The sequence below is a fragment of the Pseudarthrobacter sp. MOO14 genome (assembly GCF_058267675.1).
The window spans coordinates 203,769-220,978 of the sequence record NZ_CM177849.1; the positions used below are offsets into that span (position 1 = coordinate 203,769).

Genomic DNA, 17,210 nt, shown 5'->3' on the forward strand with positions numbered 1-17,210 from the left:
CTCCGCCAAGCGGAGCCCATCAGTTGTTTGCAGGGACTCAGACCCCAGCGATGTAGCGGACGGCATCCAGGTTAGGCATGTTCACTGCGGCATCCGCTACCGCCCTGACGGCCGGCTTGGCGTTGAACGCCACCCCGATGCCGGCGGCGCCGAGCATGTCCAGGTCGTTGGCGCCATCGCCTACGGCAACGGTGTGTTCCAGGGCAATGCCCTCCGCCGCGGCCCACTCGCGCAGGTACTTCTCCTTCGCGGCCCGGTCCACCACCGCGCCGAGCACCTTGCCGGTCAGCGCACCGTCCACGATTTCCAGTTCGTTGGCCTGCCAGTAGTCCAGGCCAAGGTCCGCGGCGATCGGTGCGAGGATCTGGTTGAAGCCACCGGAGACCACAGCCACCACGTGGCCTGCGGCCTTGAACGCGGCAACCAGTTCGGCGGCCCCTTCGCTGAGTTGCACTTCGTGGCGGACGGAATTGACGACGTCGGCCGGCAGCCCCGCGAGGACAGCCACCCGGGCGTGGAGGGACTGCGCGAAATCCAGTTCGCCGCGCATGGCGGCCTCGGTCACGGCGGCCACTTCTTCCCGCTTGCCGGCGTACGCGGCCAGGAGTTCGATAACCTCCTGCCGGATCAGGGTGGAATCGACGTCCATGATCAGCAGCTTCCGTTCGGCGGCGCGCAGCCCGGCCGGCACCAGGGCGGTGTCAAAACCCTCGATCGCGGCCTCTGCCACGGCCCGCCGCAGGGACGCGAGCCCGGCCGCCGTGTTGTCGGGAAAGGCGAGTTCGGCCAGGGACACCTGGTAGCGGTCATCGCCCAGGCCGCTCTCGGACAGCACCTCGGCGCCCTGTGCAGCAAGGACGGAACGCAGCTGCTCCAGCCCGTCGGGGGTCAAATTTTGGCCATAGCTGACCGCAGTAACGTTCGAAGTCATGCCTGCAATCTTATCGAGCGGCAACAAGGTCCCCTGCATTCGTTGCGCACCCGCCTTCGGGGGTTCCCGGGGACCTTCACGCCGGTTATCAGTCATCATCTTTTTTGTCCTAGTGTCTATTCCTATGAGTGATGTTCTGGAACTGGACTCCGTCAGCGTTGTCCGTGGTAAGAAGACCCTGCTGGACAAGGTCGACTGGCAGGTCAACGAGGGCGAGCGGTGGGTCATCCTTGGCCCGAACGGTGCCGGCAAAACCACCCTCCTCCAGATTGCCGCAGCACGGCTCCACCCCAGCAGCGGCACGGCCGGCATCCTTGACGAAGTCCTTGGCCGGGTGGACGTCTTCGAGCTCCGGCCACGCATTGGCCTGTCATCGGCGGCCTTGGCCACCCAGATCCCTGAGCATGAGAATGTCCTCAACGTGGTGGTCACCGCGGCGTACGGTGTCACCGGACGCTGGCGGGAAGGGTACGAGCGCGACGACGAACGGCGCGCCTTCCGGCTTTTGAACGACTGGGGCATGGGACCGCTGCTCAACCGGACCTTCGCCACCCTGTCCGAGGGGGAGCGGAAGCGCGTCCAGATCGCCCGCGCCCTGATGACCGATCCCGAGCTGCTGCTGCTGGATGAGCCGGGCGCAGGCCTGGATCTTGGGGGACGTGAAGAACTGGTGCACAAGCTTGGCGAGCTCGCCCGCGACGAGGCCGCTCCGGCCATGGTCCTGGTCACGCACCACCTCGAAGAAGTGCCCCCCGGCTTCACGCACGCCATGTTGCTCCGGGACGGAGGCGTGGTGGCCGCCGGCCCCATCACCGAGGTCCTCACCGAAGAACACCTGAGCACTACTTTCGGCCTTCCCTTGGATGTGTCCGAAAACGCGGGCCGTTACACAGCTACAGCACGCCGCTAAGCCACGCCTGCCGAACCGTTGTGGAATTTTTCAGCAGCACCATTGTGTTCGTCGCCGGCCTGTGGGCCGGCACCATCAATGCAGTAGTTGGCTCCGGGACCCTGGTCACCTTCCCGGTCCTCATCGCCCTGGGGGTGGCCCCGGTTGTAGCTTCCATGAGCAACGCCATGGGCCTCGTGGCCGGTACCGCGGCCGGTGCGTTCGGCTACCGCCGGGAGCTCGCAGGGCGGGGCCGCCAGGTGCTCCGGCTCCTGCCGGCGTCGGTCCTCGGCGGGATCACCGGGGCGTGGCTGCTGCTGCACCTGCCCGAACAGGTTTTCCATTATGTCGCTCCCGTGCTCTTGGTATTGGCGCTGCTGATGGTGGTTTTCCAGCCCAGGCTCCAGGACTGGGTCCGCAACCGCGAGGCCAATCCCGAACACGCCGTACGGGACAAGCGCCACGGGATCCTCCTGGTGGTGCTCGTGTACCTGGCCGGCGTGTACGGTGGCTATTTCGTCGCGGCACAGGGAATCCTGCTGGTAGGAATCCTCGGGGTGTTCCTCACCGGGACCATCCAGAACGCGAACGCCATGAAGAACATCCTGGTCCTCGGCGTGAACATGGTGGCCGCCATCTCCTACCTGGTCTTCGCCTTCGACCGGATCAACTGGCTGGTGGTGCTGCTGATCGCCGTCAGTTCCACCATCGGCGGCCTGATGGGATCCAAGGTGGGCCGGAAGCTCTCGCCGCGCGTCCTCCGGGCGGTCATCTTCAGCCTGGGCATCGTGGCCCTGGGCGTTATGATCGCCAACCTGCTGAAATAATCACCGGGTGACCTTCCACTACCTCGAATCCGCCGATGACCCGCGCGTAAGCGACTACACCACGCTGACCGATGTCCACTTGCGCAAGCTCCGCGAGCCCGCCGAGGGGATGTATATCGCCGAATCGTCGCGGGTGCTCCGCCGCGCGCTGGCGGCAGGCCATGCGCCGCGCTCATTCTTCCTGGCAGAGAAATGGATGGCGGACCTCGACGACGTCTTCCAGGCCTACCCTGACGTTCCCGCGTACATTGGCTCGGCCGCCTTGCTGGAGGAAATCACCGGCTTCCACCTCCACCGCGGCGCGATGGCGGCGATGCAGCGCCCGGCCCCGGTGCCCCTGCCGGAGCTCCTCGCCGGTGCCCGCCGCGTGGCCGTGCTGGAGGACATCGTGGACCACACCAACGTGGGCGCTATCTTCCGCTCTGCCGCAGCCTTGGATATTGACGCGGTGCTCGTCTCGCCGAGGTGCGGCGATCCGCTCTACCGCCGGAGCGTCCGGGTCAGTATGGGCACCGTCTTCCAGGTGCCCTGGGCGCGCCTGCAGGACTGGCCCGGGGACCTGCAGGTACTCAAGGACCACGGATTCACGGTCGCCGCGCTGGAGCTGACGCCGGACGCCGAGGACGTCGACGCCGTGGCAGCCCGCAATCCGGACAAGCTCGCTCTGGTGCTCGGCACCGAAGGTGCAGGCATGAGCGCCGGCACCCTGGCCGCCGTCGACCTCGCCGTCAAAATCCCGATGCGCAACGGCGTGGATTCCCTCAACGTGGCCGCGGCCTCAGCCGTGGCGTTCTGGGAGTTGCGCGCACGGGGGTGACCTGCACCTTCACAGGGGCGCCGGTTCGTCAGCCCCCTCGGCTTGGTCTATGATGGATAGCTGGTTGTCCTGCTTTTTCAGCTTCGGCTGATCCGACAGATCCCAGCCATCCCATTCATACCTGGCAACTGGCAAAATCCAGTTGCGCGAACAAAGGTCCAATTATGAAGTCTGATACCCACCCGAAGTACGAAGCTGTTGTCTTCAACGACCTGGCCTCCGGCACGAAGTTCCTGACCCGCTCCACCGTGTCTTCCTCCAAGACCATCGAGTGGGAAGACGGCAACACCTACCCGGTCATCGACGTCGAAATCTCGTCCGAGTCCCACCCGTTCTACACGGGCAAGCAGCGCATCATGGACTCCGCAGGCCGCGTCGAGCGCTTCAACGCTCGCTTCAAGGGCTTCGGCGGCAAGAAGTAATTCCTTCGCCCAAGCTTGTTGCTGGACGCCCGCACCGGAAACGGTGCGGGCGTTCTGCTTTAACCGTGCACCCGTTTTTTGGGGCAGGATGGGAAGCATGAGCCAGCCCTTTCCTGCCACTGATCCTGCCGGCACCCCGCGACTGCACGGCGAATACAAGGTCCCGGGCGGCAAGCTCGTCGTGGTCGACCTTTACGTCGAGGACGGGGCTCTGGCGGAGGTCTCCGTCAGCGGCGACTTCTTTCTCGAACCCGACGAAGCCTTGGAAGACATCAACCGGGCATTGACCGGACTGCCGGAGACGACGACGGCCGCGGACCTTGCTGCTGCCGTCACGGCCGCCCTCCCGGCCGGGGCCGTCCTGTTCGGCTTTTCGGCCGACGCCGTGGCCGTGACGGTCCGCCGCGCGCTTGCCAAGGCGACCTCCTGGACGGACCACCACTGGAACGTCATTGCGCCCACGGTGCTCCCCACGGAAATCAACGTTGCCCTGGACGAGGTTCTCACCGAGGCCGTCGGAGCGGGGGAGCGGACTCCCACCCTGCGGTTCTGGGACTGGCAGGAACCGTCCGTGGTGATCGGCAGCTTCCAGTCCGTCCAGAACGAGGTGGATCCCGACGGCGTGGCCAAGCACGGCATCAACGTGGTGCGGCGGATCAGCGGCGGCGGCGCGATGTTCATGGAAGCCGGCAACTGCATCACGTACTCGCTCTACCTGCCGCAGACGCTGGTGGACGGGCTGAGCTTCGCCGACTCCTACCCGTTCCTGGACGCCTGGGTCATGGCGGCACTGGAGAAGCTCGGTATCAACGCCTTCTACGTCCCTCTCAACGACATCGCCACGGATCAGGGAAAGATCGGCGGCGCCGCGCAAAAACGCCTGGCCAACGGGGGAATGCTGCACCACGTGACCATGAGCTATGACATCGACGCCGACAAGATGGTCGAGGTGCTGCGGATCGGCAAGGAAAAACTCTCTGACAAGGGCACCCGCAGCGCAAAGAAGCGCGTCGATCCGCTCCGCCGGCAGACGGGCCTTGCCCGGATGGCGATCATCGAAGCCATGATCGAGGTGTTCAGCGAGCGCTACGGGGCCGCCCCGTCACAGCTGGCCGGGCACGAGCTCGCAGCCGCCGAGGAACGCGTGGCTGCGAAATTCGGCACCGAGGAGTGGCTCTACCGGGTTCCGTAGCCTCACGGCGGTTACCCGCCGACCGATGACGAAACGCCGGCGGCCTGCGCCGTGAGCGCCCGCACCAGGTGGCTTCGCTGTTCGATGATGATCCGGCGCAGGGCTCGCGGTGCATCCCCGTTGGCCGCCAGCCAGTCATCCGTCCGCCGGACCACTGCATGCTGTTCAGGAGCCGCGCCCTGCGCCAAGTCCTGCGATGACGGGTAGAGCCCGCGCACGATCCGGCTGGCGATTTCGATGCTCCGCTCAGCCCAAACGGTCCGCAGGCAATCGAAGTACGGGCCGACGTACGGGTCAAGCAACTGTGCCGGTGCCGTGCTGAAACCATTGATGGTGGCTGACAGCAACTGGTTGGAAAGCTCGTCTTTCTTCACGGCGGCGTCCCAGGCTGCCGCTTTCACGTGGGCTTCGGGACGGGCCGCCATCGCCGTTGCGTGGCCGGCGCGGCCGGAGGCCGTGGTGTCCCGGGCGAGTTCGGCATCGAGTTCGGCGGCGGTGGCCTGTCCGTTGGCGGCCAGCGCGTGCCACAGTTGCCAGCGCAGTTCAGCGTCGACGGCCAGGCCTGGCACGGGAGCTGAGCCGTCCAGCAGGCCGCGGAGCCGCGGGAGCAGGGCGGGATCGTGCCTGCTGAAGCCCGCCAAGGTCCGCGCCCAGGCCAGTTGCTGGTCTGAACCCGGTGTGGCCCGGTCCAGTTCGGTTGCCGCGGTGGCGAGGAAGGACGCGCGGACCGAGTCCCTGGCTGCCGGCGGGACATAGTGTTCGACGGCGGTGGCCGCGTTGTCGAGGACGTTCAACAGGACGCCGATTCCGGTCTCGGCGGGGGCAAACGCGGCTACGGCGTCCACATAGAGGGCGGCTGGGCTTTGCGCGTCGCGGGCAGAGTTCCACAAGGCCGTCCAGCAGAGGGCGCGGGCCATGGGGTCGGTGATCCGGTCCAGGGCGGCGCGGACAGTCGCCAGGGAGTCCGGGTCCAGCCGTACCTTGGCGTACGTCAGGTCGTCATCGTTGACCAGGATGAGGGCAGGCCGTGGCTGTGCGGCAAGCTGGGGGAGTTCCGTCCTGGCGCCCGCCACGTCGGTCTCAAAGCTCCTGGTACGGACCAGCGCGCCCTCGCCGTCGAAATCGTAGGAGCCGACCCGAAGGCGGTGCGGCCGCAGCTCTTCGCGTCCGGTGGCCGGGTCCACTGCTTCCTGGACGATGGCCACCCCTGCCGGCAGGCCGTCGCCGGAACCGCCGGCGCCTACCTGAACGGACAAGGTGGAGATCCCGGAGGTCTGCAGCCACTGGTGGGCCCAATCGGTCAAATCCCGGCCGGAAGCGGCCTGCAGGGCCTCAAGGAGATCGGCCAGCGTGGTGTTTCCATAGGCGTGGTTGCGGAAATACTCCCGCGATCCGGCGATGAAGGCGTCAAAGCCGACGTAGGCCACCAGCTGCTTCAGCACCGAGGCGCCCTTGGCGTAGGTAATGCCGTCGAAGTTCTGCTTGGCGGCTTCGAGGTCGGGGATGTCCGCCACGATCGGGTGGGTAGTGGGGAGCTGGTCCTGCACATAGGCCCAGGCCTTGCGCTTGTTGGCGAAGTTGACCCAGGCGGTGCCCCAGCCGGTGGCCTGGTCCACGCCCAGGGTGCCCATGTAGTCGGCGAACGACTCCTTGAGCCAAAGATCGTCCCACCACTGCATGGTCACCAGGTCGCCGAACCACATGTGCGCCATCTCGTGCATCAGGGTGTTGGCCCGGGCCTGGTACTGCGCATCCGTGGCACGGGACGTGAAGACGTAGCTTTCCGTGAAGGTGACCAGGCCGGGATTTTCCATGGCGCCCAGGTTGTACTCGGGCACGAATGCCTGGTCGTACTTCCCCCAAGGGTAGGGGAAGTCGAAGAGGCGGTTGAAGAAGTCCAGGCCCGCCTTGGTGAGCCCGAACAGCGCCTCCGGGTCAAAGGACGCCGCCATGGACGCCCGGCAGTAGAGGGCGAGCGGCACGTCCAGCCGGGTGCCGTCGTCGAGCGTTGCCTCCCAGCGGTCTTCTGCCTTGAAGTAGGGGCCGGCGAGGACCGTGGTGATGTACGTGGACAGGGGCAGCGTGGTGGCGAAGTCCCACCGGGCGGTAGCCGGATCGCTGGTGAGCAGGGTGCGGTTCACCTCTGCCCCGTTGGATGCCACCTGCCAGTGGGCCGGCGCCGTCACATGGAAGGTGTAGGCGGCTTTGAGGTCCGGCTGCTCGAAGTTGGCGAAGACCCGGCGGGCGTCGGCCGGCTCGTACTGGGTGTAGAGGTAGCACTGGCCGTCGGCCGGATCCACGAAGCGGTGCATGCCTTCGCCCGAGCGGCTGTACAACGCCGTGCCGGTAACGGTCACCTGGTTCTCGGCCCGCAGGTTGTCCAGCCGGATCCGGGCGCCATCCACCACCTCCGCCACCGGCAGGCCCTTGCCGTTGAGGAACACGCTGTGCACTTCGCCGCCGATGAAATCCAGGAACGTGCTGGCGCCGGGCTCTGAAGCCGTGAAGTTGATGACGCTGCGGCTCGTATACCCTGCGACGGCCGGATCCGCCGCTTGCCGCACATCCAGCGAGATGTCGTAACTGGTGGTGCTGATCAGGACTGAACGTTCAGCGGCTTCGCGGCGCTGCAGATTCTCATGTGACACCCGGCTATCTAATCATGGTGCCGTTTGATTGACTCAGCCCGCGATCACGAAGGCGGCTGCAAGGCCCAGCACGGCAATCAGGAGCCAGGAGGCGAGGGCCGCGAGGAGCGCCGGCCCGCCCGTGTGCAGCAGGGTGCGGATCCGCACCGCGGAGCCCAGCCCGAACAAGGCTGCGCCCAGGAGGATGTCCTGCAGGGTGGCACCGGCCTCGAGCCAGCCGGGACCCAGCCAGCCCGTTGACCTAAGCGCCACCATGGCAACGAACCCCAGGACAAACAACGGCACCAGCGGCGGCCTTTTCGCGGTGGAACCGTCCGGCCCGGCCGGGGGCCGGGCGCCGCTGCGGTGGTGCGCCCCCGCCAGCGCGGCAACCGGGGCCAGCAGCAGGACCCGGGTGAGCTTGACGACGACGGCGATCGCCAGCGCCGCGGTGCCGGCGGTTTGCGCCGTGGCCACCACCTGGCCGACGTCGTGCACCGAGGCACCCGTCCAGGCGCCGAAGACGGCCGCGGAAAGCCCCAGCGGATGGGAAAGCAGGGGAAGGACACCAATGGCCAGGGTTCCGCAGAGGGTCACCAGGGCCACCGGCAGGACCGTATCCGCGTGCCGGATGCGGCGGACGGCGGCCATGGCGCCGATTGCCGAGGCGCCGCAGATGGAGAACCCGGTGGCCACCAGCAGCGATGTCACCGGCGGCAGGCGGAACAGGCGGCAGATCGCGTAGGTCCCGCCGAAGCTGGCAGCCACGACGCCCACGATCAGGACCAGCGCCGGCCAGCCCAGGCCCAGGACGTCCATGACGCTGACCTTCAGGCCCAGGACCACGATCCCGCCGCGCATCAGGTGCTTGCCGGCGAAATCCAGACCCGGCCTGGCACGGCCGGCCGTCCACGCTCCCGATCCAGGCAGGTTGGCGGCGAGGACGCCCAGGACCACGGCAACGGTCATGGCCGGCAGGGCAGGAACCAGTCCGTGCACGAGAAACGCGGCGGCAACGGCGGCTGCCGCGGTCAGTAAGCCTGCCATGAGCCGGACCAGCGGGCGACGGGAACCGCCGTGGCCCGGCGCTGGGAGGCTTCTGCTGTCTGGCACTCACCTACTGTGCCCGAAGAGGCCCGTAAAGTACGAACCGGGCCATCGGTGCCAACACGCCAGAATGGATGGCAGTAATGAATTCGAAACAAAAAGATGGTTGGCTATTGGACATGTCAGACCTATTCCAGGATTACTCCGAGGCCGCGGGCCGCACCGGGGCCTACGACGAGATGTTCGCCCCCGGCCAGCAGGCCAGGGACTCGTACGGGCAGGTGGCCGACGCCCTCCGGAAACTCTCGCTGGCGGACGTGAGTGCGCGCGCGGACTCGATGGCCCGCACCTTCCTGGACCGCGGTGTCACGTTCGACTACGCGGGCGAGGAACGGCCCTTTCCGCTGGACATCGTTCCCCGCGTCATCCCGGCCGCCGAGTGGAGCGTCCTGGAACGCGGCGTCGCCCAGCGTGTGCGCGCCCTCGAGGCTTTCCTGAACGACGTCTACGACAAGATGACGGTGGTCTCCGACGGCGTCATCCCGCGCCAGCTCGTGACCACCAGTGCACACTTCCACCGCCAGGTCCACGGCTTTGAACCGGCCGGCGGGGTCCGGGTCCACATTTCCGGCATCGACGTCGTCCGCGACGCCGCCGGCACGTTCCGCGTCCTGGAGGACAACGTCCGTGTTCCCTCCGGCGTGAGCTATGTGCTGGAGAACCGGCGCGCGATGGCCAAGGGCCTGCCCGAAGCCTTCGGCCAGCAGCTCATCAGGCCCGTCGAGGAGTATCCCCGCCGGCTGCTCTCGGCCCTGCGCAAGACCGCGCCGGCCGGCGTCGACGACCCCACCGTCGTCGTCCTCACCCCCGGCGTGTTCAACAGCGCCTACTTCGAACACACGCTCCTGGCCGGGCTCATGGGCGTGGAACTGGTGGAAGGCCGCGACCTCATCTGCCGCGGCAACCGTGTCTACATGCGCACCACCGCGGGCGAACAGCGCGTGGACGTCATCTACAAGCGGATCGACGACGACTTCCTGGACCCGCTGCAATTCCGCTCCGATTCCATGCTCGGCTGCCCCGGCCTGGTCAACGCCGCCCGCGCCGGCGGTGTCACCATCGCCAATGCCGTGGGCAATGGCGTGGCGGACGACAAACTGGTTTACAGTTACGTCCCTGACCTGATCCGCTACTACCTCAGCGAGGAACCCATCATCGCGAACGTGGACACCTTCCGCCTCGAGGAGAAGGAGGCCAGGGAGTACACCCTGGACAACCTTGCCGAACTGGTGGTCAAGCCGGTGGACGGGTCCGGCGGCAAAGGACTGGTCATCGGCCCGGACGCTTCCAAAGATGAACTGGACGCCCTCCGCCAGCGGATCATCGCAGATCCGCGCGGCTGGATCGCCCAGCCCGTGCTGCAGCTATCCACCGTTCCCACCCTCGGCGGGGACAAATTCGGTCCCCGGCACGTGGACCTGAGGCCCTTTGCCGTGAACGACGGCGAGAATGTCTGGGTGCTCCCCGGCGGGCTCACCCGGGTGGCGCTGAAGGAAGGGTCCCTGATCGTCAATTCCAGCCAGGGCGGCGGATCCAAGGACACCTGGGTCCTCGCCGATTCACCCCAGATGCCGGTGGAAACTGTTCCCCGCCAGTCGGTCACGGTCCGCGAGCGGGTCTCCGTGTGGCCCGTGGAAAGCAACTGGCGGGACCGCCAGTCGGAGCAGCAGCAGTGAGCCGCGCCGCCGTCGGGCATTTTTCTTTCAACGTTCCGGACGCGCAGGAGGTAGCCGCGAATGCTTAGCCGTATTGCCGAGTCCTTGTTTTGGATCGGCCGCTATGTGGAGCGGGCGGACGGCACCGCCCGCATCCTCGACGTGCACCTGGAGCGCCTGAACCACCTCCCGATGGAGGAACGCCGAAGCGTTGCCCAGGAACTCCTGGCGGTAATGGGAGCCCGGCCGCAAAGCGAAGACTTTGGCCTGCCCGAACTGCTGCACGCCCTGGCCTACGACAAGACGAGCGCCACGTCCATCGCCGGGTCCCTCGGGGCAGCCCGGGAAAACGCCCGCCGTGCAAGGGAAACCGTCTCGTCCGGTTTGTGGGAGAGCCTGAACACCACGTACTACGGGCTCAGCCAGCACCGCAAGGATGTGGTGGGCACCTACCGCTTCTGCAACTGGACCCTGGAGCGGACGGCCATGGTCAGCGGCCTGGCCGACACCACGGTCAGCCACGACGAAAGCTGGCTCTTCCTGGTCCTGGGCCGATCCCTGGAACGCGCCGACATGACGGCCCGGATGCTCTCGACCCGCGACGTGCTCTCTGCGGGCATGTCCTGGGTCAACATGCTCCGCTGCGCCGGTGCCTACGAATCGTTCCTGCGGACCCGGCGGGCAGCGTTCGGCGACCAGCACGCGGCCGAATTCCTGCTCCTGGACCGGTTGTTCCCGCGGTCGATTGTCTACGCACTGCGCGACGCCGACGAGTGCCTTGCCAAGCTGGATCCGTCCGCGCAGCGGGTTGGCTTCATCAACGACGCCCGCCGCATCGTTGGCCAGGCCCGGACCTTCCTCGAGTTCCACCGGACGGATGACCTCATGTCCGAACTGCCAGAGCACATGGAGCGGGTGCAGAAGGCGGTTTCCCAGGCCTCGGATGCCATTTCCCGTAAGTACTTCAATCAGGCGGACGAACTTGCCTGGGTGGGAGAAGTGTCATGACCCGGTTGAGCATCGTCCACAGGACGGCCTACAAATACAACAAGCGGGTGACGCTGTCCTACAACGAAGCCCGGATGACGCCGCTGACGGACTCCCAGCAGGTAGTGCTGGAATCCGTGGTCAAGGTGTCCCCGTCCCAGGCAGCCGTCAGCACCTACCGTGACTACTGGGGCACCCGGGTGACGGCCTTTGACATGCAGATGCCGCACGACAACCTCGAAGTGGTCTCCAACATCACTGTGGAGGTGCACCGGGCGGAAAAGATCCCCACCGAGGCGGACATCGTGGGCTGGGACGTCCTGGCGTCGCCGGACACCCTGAACACGTTCAGCGACTGGCTGCCGCAGTCCCGGCTGAGCGGCCCCGGTGAGGAAGTCCTGGGCATCGTTCCCGGCGTGGTGGCCGGCAAGAACCCGCACGAGGCGGCCATGGCGGTCTTTGCCTGGATGCGGGGCGAGATGACGTATATGTCCGGCTCCACCGCCGTCACCACCAATGCGGAAGAGGCCTGGGGCCAGCGCCAGGGTGTCTGCCAGGACTTGGCCCACCTTGCCATCGGTGCACTGCGGAGCTGCGGCATTCCGGCCCGGTATGTTTCCGGCTACCTGCACCCGCGGTCCGGTGCCGGGATCGGCGAAACCGTGGCCGGGCAGTCGCACGCCTGGCTGGAATGGTGGGACGGGGACTGGCGCAGCTGGGACCCCACCAACCACAAACCGGCCGGGGACTTCCACGTCACGGTGGCGCGTGGCCGGGACTACCGGGACGTGCCTCCGCTGAAGGGCATCCTGTCCGGCGGTGGAGGGTCCGCCCTCAACGTAAGCGTCGAGATCACCCAGCTCGCCTGACCACGGCGCCCCCGGCCCTCGCGGCCGGGGGAGGTGCCGGCGTCGTCCTATTCCGGTGCTGACCTGGCCGAACTGCTGATCTGCGTCCACCAGGTCATCGGATCGGTGACTTTGAAGCGGCGCCCGGTCATGGACTCCGGGGTGACGCGCACGAACGCATCCTTGCGTCCTGCCTGCCAGGGGAACAGGTAGAGGCGGGAGGTATCGAGGACCTCCTCGGTGCTGGTGACCAGTGCGGCGGTCCCCTTGATCACCACGCTCCACGCCAGGCCAGTGGCCGGGTCCACGCCGTCTGCCTCCACGGCGACGGCGGCGTCCTCACCGGTTGCGGCGGAGAGCTTGGTGCCCTGGCCGGTGCGGAACACCAGGGTGCCCCCGTCCACTGTGTAGTTGACCGGAAAAATGTCCGGCCGCCCGTCCACCAGTACCGCGAGCCTGCCCACGGAGACGGTCCGCAGCAATGCCCAGCAATCGTGGTGTTCCAGGTTCTCCACTTGGGTTGATGACTCGTTGCTCATGCCGTGAGCATACGCCCATCACCAGGGGCTGGGCTTGTAGTCCTTGAGGAAGACACCGTACTGGTCCTCACCGTTTTCGCCCATGACGATCGGATCATAGACGCGGGCCGCGCCGTCCACCAGGTCCAGGGGAGCGTGGAAGCCTTCCTCCATGAGCCGGACCTTGGTGAAGTGGGGCCGTTCGTCGGTGATCCACCCGGTGTCCACGGCCGTCATCAGGATGCCGTCGGTGTCCAGCATCTCCTGGGCGCTGGTGCGGGTCATCATGTTCAGCGCTGCCTTGGCCATATTGGTGTGCGGGTGTCCCGGCCCCTTGTAGGCCCGGGAGAACTGGCCTTCCATGGCGGAGACGTTCACGATGTACTTTCGTCGCGCCGTGGACCGTTTCATGGCCCCGCGAAGGCGGCTGACCAGCAGGAACGGGGCCGTGACGTTGCAGAGCTGGACTTCGAGCATTTCCAGCGGATCCACTTCGTCCACCACCTGGGTCCAGCTGTTGATGGTGGCCAGGTCCGGGACCAGCCCCCCGGCGTCGATGGCCGTCCCGGACGCAATCCGTTCCAGTGACGCCGAGCCGGTGGACAGGGCGAGCGACGTGATCGCATCGCCGGCCAGGACCGGGTGTTCGGTCACGCTGCCGGCCAGGGCCAGGGGGTGCTTGTCATGGGCGTGGCCGAAGGTCAGCAACTCGGGACCACCGTTGGCGTGTTCCAGGGCCGGGGGCAACGGCTCATCCTCGGCATCCACCAGCGGCTTGTAGGCGTTGCCTGACCGGCGGACGGTCTGGGCCGCGTTGTTAATGATGATGTCCAGCGGCCCGGCCTCGTCCAGCGAATCGGTCAATGCCATCACCTGGGCCGGATCACGGAGGTCGATGCCGACGATCCGGAGCCGGTGCAGCCAGTCGGCGCTGTCCTCCATGGCGGCGAACCGGCGGGCGGCGTCCTTGGGGAAGCGGGTGGTGATGGTGGTATGGGCACCGTCCCGGAGCAGCCGGAGGGCGATGTACATCCCGATCTTGGCGCGGCCGCCGGTGAGCAGCGCACGCCGGCCGGTGAGGTCAGCGCGTGCGTCGCGCTTGCTGTGGCTGAAGGCCGCGCATTCGGGGCAGAGCTGGTGGTAGAAGGCATCCACCTGGGTGTAATGCTGCTTGCAGATGTAGCACGGACGTGACCGGATGAGGTGGCCGGCGATGTTTCCGGTGGCGGACGGGGCCAGTTTGTTGCCGCGGGTTTCGTCGTCGATCCGGTCCGGGGCAGCGGTGGCGGTTTGGGCGATGACTGCCCGGTCGGCTTCGGCAATGGAATCGCGTTTGGTGACCCTGCGGTGGCGCTTGACGGCCTTGAACATCTTGCCGGTGGCGCGGCGCACCGAAACGTAGTCGGGGTGCTCCTCGTCGTACGCGTGGATCGTATTCAGGACCTTGAGGCAGGCCTGGATTTCCTCAGGGGTCAGATCGGGGGAGCTCATTAGCCAAATTTTACAGCGTACGGCGCGGGCCGGAGGACCGTCCAGGTGCTCCGGCCCGCGCCGTATGCTCTTGCCGTCAGTACTAGGTCAGGACACCCTGGCGCCGTCCGGTGAGGCCTGCGCCGCGGCGGCCGCGTGCGTCCCGGCCACCTTGCCCACGGTCTCGCGGACCTCGGGGTACTGGTCAGCCGCAGCCTTGACGGCGTTTGGCATGAGCCCCAGGTGTCGGGCGGCCAGCTGCCGTTCGTCGTCGCCGGGTTCCGGTACCTGCTGGCCTTTGGCCAGGACGGTGATGCCGGATTCGGTGACCTTGAAACCACGCGCCCGGTCCAGGTCCGGGTCCAGGCCGATGGCAGCCCCTGCCGGCACCTTGACATTCTTGTCCAGGATGGCCCGGTTGATCACGGCGCCCGCTCCAACCTGAACCTTGTCCATCAGGACCGAGTCCGTGATCCTGGCGCTCGTGGCCACGTAGACGTCGTTGGAAAGGACGGAGCCTTCAACGATGCCGCCGGAGATGACCACGCCGCTGGCCACGATCGAGTCCAGGGCCGTTCCCACCGTGTTGTTGTCGCCCCGGACGAACTTCGCGGGCGGCGAGATGCTTTGCCGGGTGTAGATGGGCCACTCGGAGTTGTAGAGGTTGAACACCGGCATCGGGGAGATGAGGTCCATGTGGGCATCGTAGAAGGAGTCGATGGTGCCCACGTCGCGCCAGTAGGTGCGGTCACGGTCGGTGGAGCCGGGAATGTCGTTGAGCGTGAAGTCGTAGACACCTGCTTCACCACGGTTGACGAAGTAGGGGATGATGTCGCCGCCCATGTCGTGTTTGGTGTCCAGCCGCTCGGCATCCACATGCAGGGCTGCCACCAGGGCGTCAGCGTCGAATACGTAGTTGCCCATGGAGGCCAGGAACTGGGACGGGTCCGCCGCCAGGCCCGGCGTGCTGGCCGGCTTTTCGACGAACGCGGCGATCTTCTGCGAGTCGTTCTGGTCCACTTCGATGACGCCGAACTGATCGGCCATGTGCAGCGGCTGCCGTACGGCCGCGACCGTGGCCTTGGCGCCGCTGTGGACGTGCTGGGCCACCATCTGGGCAAAGTCCATGCGGTAGACGTGGTCCGCGCCGACCACGACGACGATGTCGGGGTTGGCGTCATGGATGAGGTTCAGGGATTGGTAGATGGCGTTGGCGCTGCCAAGGAACCAGCTCTTGCCCACGCGCTGCTGGGCGGGAACGGAAGCGATGTAGTTGCCCAACTGGGTGGACATGCGCCAGGTCTCGGAGATGTGGCGGTCAAGGCTGTGCGACTTGTACTGGGTCAGGACGACGATCTGCAGGTAGCGGGAATTCACAAGGTTGGATAACGCGAAATCGATAAGGCGGTAGCTGCCGGCAAAGGGCACGGCGGGTTTGGCCCGGTCTGCCGTCAGTGGCATCAGCCTGTTTCCCTCGCCGCCTGCGAGGACAATGGCCAGGACTTTCTTATTTAACGGCATGGTGGTCGCTCCTGTACGCCTTCGTAACTCCCAAGACAGTCCGGTGCACCCGGACTCCTTCACACTAGAACAGTTATGCGTGAAGGACTACCTTGGGTCTTGTGCGTATAGACATTGTGACTAAAGAGTTTCCGCCGGAGATCTACGGTGGCGCCGGGGTGCACGTCGCCGAATTGAGCAGGGTGCTTAGTAAGCATGTTGACCTGCAGGTTCGTGCTTTCGGGGCGCCGCGGGACGCTGACTACCACGGGGCGACGGTGACGTCCTACCAGGTGCCGGAGGACCTCGGCGGGGCCAATGCCGCGGTCCAGACCCTGGGCGTGGACCTCCGCATCGTGCCGGATGTCCAAGGCGCCGACGTGGTCCATTCGCACACCTGGTACGCCAACATGGCGGGGCATCTGGCGTCGCTGCTTCACGGAATTCCGCACGTTCTCAGTGCCCACAGCCTCGAGCCGCTGCGTCCTTGGAAGGCTGAGCAGCTCGGCGGTGGCTACGCCCTTTCGTCCTGGGTGGAGAAGACGGCGTACGAAGCTGCGGCCGCCATCATCGCCGTTTCGGAGGGCATGCGGCAGGACATCCTGCGCAGCTACCCCAACGTGGACCCGGAGAAGGTCCGGGTGGTCCACAACGGCATCGATGTTGCGCTGTGGCAGCGTGACGAGAATGACGACGCCGTCCGCGCCCTGGGCATCGATCCAGCCAAACCTAGCGTCGTTTTTGTGGGAAGAAACACGCGGCAAAAGGGCGTCCCCTACCTCCTGCGGGCCGCCGCGAAGCTTCCCGCCGACGTTCAGCTGGTCCTGTGCCTGGGCGCGGCCGACACCCCCGAGCTGGCAGCGGAAACCGCCGCACTGATCGAGGACCTGCAGAAGCAGCGCACGGGCGTTGTCCTCATCGAGCGGATGCTGCCGCGCCATGAGCTGATCCAGGTGCTCAGCCACGCCACAGCGTTCGCGTGCCCCTCCATCTACGAACCCCTCGGAATCGTCAACCTCGAGGCGATGGCCTGCGGGGCAGCCGTGGTGGCCAGCGCCACCGGCGGCATCCCCGAAGTGGTGGAGCACGGCACGACCGGGCTCCTGGTGGACCTGGAGCAGGTGACCGACGGTACAGGAACGCCGCTGGATCCGGAGAAGTTCGTCAAGGAGTTCGCAGCAGCCCTCACCGAAGTGGTGTCAGATCCCGAGCGTGCCCGCGCCATGGGACAGGCCGGCCGGGAACGTGCCGAAAAACACTTCTCCTGGGAATCCATCACCGAGACCACCCTTGAGGTCTACCGTTCGGTGCTGACCGCCACCAGCTGAGCGTTCCACGCAGAAAACGACGCCGGCGCCGCCCCCGTGGAAGGGGAGCGGCGCCGTCGTCGTTATGCCACCCGAGGGGGCGGCCCGTGTGT

General features: G+C 66.5%; 15 protein-coding genes. 9 read left to right on the forward strand and 6 right to left on the reverse strand.

Going from position 1 to position 17,210, the window contains the following annotated elements; genetic code table 11:
* Nucleotides 1–37 precede the first annotated feature (37 nt).
* Nucleotides 38–931 (reverse strand): phosphoserine phosphatase SerB, encoded by an 894-nt coding sequence (gene serB / locus AC4EEV_RS00915; protein WP_491329940.1) that lies wholly within the window; start codon nucleotides 929–931, stop codon nucleotides 38–40.
* Between the two features lie 124 nt (nucleotides 932–1,055).
* Between serB and AC4EEV_RS00920 the strand changes: the two genes are divergently transcribed.
* The 5 genes from AC4EEV_RS00920 (at nucleotide 1,056) to lplAB (ending at nucleotide 5,078) form a co-directional block, all read left to right on the forward strand.
* Nucleotides 1,056–1,841 (forward strand): ABC transporter ATP-binding protein, encoded by a 786-nt coding sequence (locus AC4EEV_RS00920; RefSeq protein ID WP_018761300.1) that lies wholly within the window; start codon nucleotides 1,056–1,058, stop codon nucleotides 1,839–1,841.
* A gap of 20 nt (nucleotides 1,842–1,861) precedes the next feature.
* Nucleotides 1,862–2,647, forward strand: a complete 786-nt coding sequence (locus AC4EEV_RS00925) for a sulfite exporter TauE/SafE family protein (RefSeq protein WP_109044609.1) — start codon at nucleotides 1,862–1,864, stop codon at nucleotides 2,645–2,647.
* A gap of 7 nt (nucleotides 2,648–2,654) precedes the next feature.
* Nucleotides 2,655–3,464, forward strand: a complete 810-nt coding sequence (locus AC4EEV_RS00930) for a TrmH family RNA methyltransferase (protein ID WP_018761302.1) — start codon at nucleotides 2,655–2,657, stop codon at nucleotides 3,462–3,464.
* A gap of 164 nt (nucleotides 3,465–3,628) precedes the next feature.
* Nucleotides 3,629–3,886: a type B 50S ribosomal protein L31 gene (locus tag AC4EEV_RS00935; RefSeq protein WP_018761303.1), complete on the forward strand. Its 258-nt coding sequence runs from the start codon at nucleotides 3,629–3,631 to the stop codon at nucleotides 3,884–3,886.
* A 97-nt stretch (nucleotides 3,887–3,983) separates the two neighbouring features.
* Entirely contained in the window at nucleotides 3,984–5,078 is a 1,095-nt protein-coding gene (lplAB, locus tag AC4EEV_RS00940; protein WP_491329941.1) for a lipoate-protein ligase LplAB, read from the forward strand.
* 11 nt (nucleotides 5,079–5,089) lie between these two features.
* On the opposite strand, the gene pepN is transcribed toward lplAB, so the two are convergent.
* Entirely contained in the window at nucleotides 5,090–7,726 is a 2,637-nt protein-coding gene (gene pepN, locus AC4EEV_RS00945) for an aminopeptidase N (protein WP_491329942.1), read from the reverse strand.
* Between the two features lie 33 nt (nucleotides 7,727–7,759).
* Nucleotides 7,760–8,818 carry a YeiH family protein gene (locus AC4EEV_RS00950; RefSeq protein ID WP_491329943.1) on the reverse strand — a complete coding sequence of 353 codons (1,059 nt, stop codon included), beginning with the start codon at nucleotides 8,816–8,818 and terminating at the stop codon, nucleotides 7,760–7,762.
* A gap of 113 nt (nucleotides 8,819–8,931) precedes the next feature.
* Here AC4EEV_RS00950 and AC4EEV_RS00955 point away from each other — a divergent pair, with 113 nt between their 5' ends.
* The 3 genes from AC4EEV_RS00955 to AC4EEV_RS00965 are packed head-to-tail and all read left to right on the forward strand — an operon-like array spanning nucleotide 8,932 to nucleotide 12,323.
* Nucleotides 8,932–10,488 carry a circularly permuted type 2 ATP-grasp protein gene (locus tag AC4EEV_RS00955; RefSeq protein ID WP_018761307.1) on the forward strand — a complete coding sequence of 519 codons (1,557 nt, stop codon included), beginning with the start codon at nucleotides 8,932–8,934 and terminating at the stop codon, nucleotides 10,486–10,488.
* A 60-nt stretch (nucleotides 10,489–10,548) separates the two neighbouring features.
* Nucleotides 10,549–11,475, forward strand: coding sequence for an alpha-E domain-containing protein (locus AC4EEV_RS00960; protein WP_018761308.1), 927 nt, complete (start codon nucleotides 10,549–10,551; stop codon nucleotides 11,473–11,475).
* On the forward strand, nucleotides 11,472–12,323 hold the full coding sequence (locus tag AC4EEV_RS00965) for a transglutaminase family protein (protein ID WP_491329944.1): 852 nt from the start codon (nucleotides 11,472–11,474) through the stop codon (nucleotides 12,321–12,323). Before AC4EEV_RS00960 ends, AC4EEV_RS00965 begins: the two co-directional genes overlap by 4 nt.
* A 47-nt stretch (nucleotides 12,324–12,370) precedes the next feature.
* Here the strand turns inward: AC4EEV_RS00965 and AC4EEV_RS00970 are convergent, their stop codons facing one another.
* The 3 genes from AC4EEV_RS00970 to glgC form a co-directional block, all read right to left on the reverse strand.
* Nucleotides 12,371–12,841 carry a pyridoxamine 5'-phosphate oxidase family protein gene (locus tag AC4EEV_RS00970; protein WP_026264461.1) on the reverse strand — a complete coding sequence of 157 codons (471 nt, stop codon included), beginning with the start codon at nucleotides 12,839–12,841 and terminating at the stop codon, nucleotides 12,371–12,373.
* A gap of 18 nt (nucleotides 12,842–12,859) precedes the next feature.
* Complete coding sequence (locus tag AC4EEV_RS00975; RefSeq protein WP_133831539.1) at nucleotides 12,860–14,311, reverse strand: SDR family NAD(P)-dependent oxidoreductase; 1,452 nt, start codon at nucleotides 14,309–14,311, stop codon at nucleotides 12,860–12,862.
* An 87-nt stretch (nucleotides 14,312–14,398) separates the two neighbouring features.
* The gene (glgC, locus tag AC4EEV_RS00980) at nucleotides 14,399–15,811 is read right to left on the reverse strand and encodes a glucose-1-phosphate adenylyltransferase (RefSeq protein ID WP_491329945.1); all 1,413 of its coding nucleotides are present in this window, start codon (nucleotides 15,809–15,811) and stop codon (nucleotides 14,399–14,401) included.
* 101 nt (nucleotides 15,812–15,912) lie between these two features.
* On the opposite strand from glgC, the gene glgA reads away from it, so the two are divergent.
* Nucleotides 15,913–17,118, forward strand: coding sequence for a glycogen synthase (glgA, locus tag AC4EEV_RS00985; RefSeq protein ID WP_491329946.1), 1,206 nt, complete (start codon nucleotides 15,913–15,915; stop codon nucleotides 17,116–17,118).
* Nucleotides 17,119–17,210: the final 92 nt, after the last annotated feature.

Excerpts from the sequence above, each read along its gene's own strand:
- serB (WP_491329940.1), bottom strand. The coding sequence starts at position 931 with ATGACTTCGAACGTTACTGCGGTCAGCTATGGCCAAAATTTGACCCCC.
- AC4EEV_RS00920 (WP_018761300.1), top strand. The coding sequence starts at position 1,056 with ATGAGTGATGTTCTGGAACTGGACTCCGTCAGCGTTGTCCGTGGTAAG.
- AC4EEV_RS00935 (WP_018761303.1), top strand. The coding sequence starts at position 3,629 with ATGAAGTCTGATACCCACCCGAAGTACGAAGCTGTTGTCTTCAACGAC.
- lplAB (WP_491329941.1), top strand. The coding sequence starts at position 3,984 with ATGAGCCAGCCCTTTCCTGCCACTGATCCTGCCGGCACCCCGCGACTG.
- AC4EEV_RS00955 (WP_018761307.1), top strand. The coding sequence starts at position 8,932 with ATGTCAGACCTATTCCAGGATTACTCCGAGGCCGCGGGCCGCACCGGG.
- AC4EEV_RS00960 (WP_018761308.1), top strand. The coding sequence starts at position 10,549 with ATGCTTAGCCGTATTGCCGAGTCCTTGTTTTGGATCGGCCGCTATGTG.
- AC4EEV_RS00965 (WP_491329944.1), top strand. The coding sequence starts at position 11,472 with ATGACCCGGTTGAGCATCGTCCACAGGACGGCCTACAAATACAACAAG.
- AC4EEV_RS00970 (WP_026264461.1), bottom strand. The coding sequence starts at position 12,841 with ATGAGCAACGAGTCATCAACCCAAGTGGAGAACCTGGAACACCACGAT.
- AC4EEV_RS00975 (WP_133831539.1), bottom strand. The coding sequence starts at position 14,311 with ATGAGCTCCCCCGATCTGACCCCTGAGGAAATCCAGGCCTGCCTCAAG.
- glgC (WP_491329945.1), bottom strand. The coding sequence starts at position 15,811 with ATGCCGTTAAATAAGAAAGTCCTGGCCATTGTCCTCGCAGGCGGCGAG.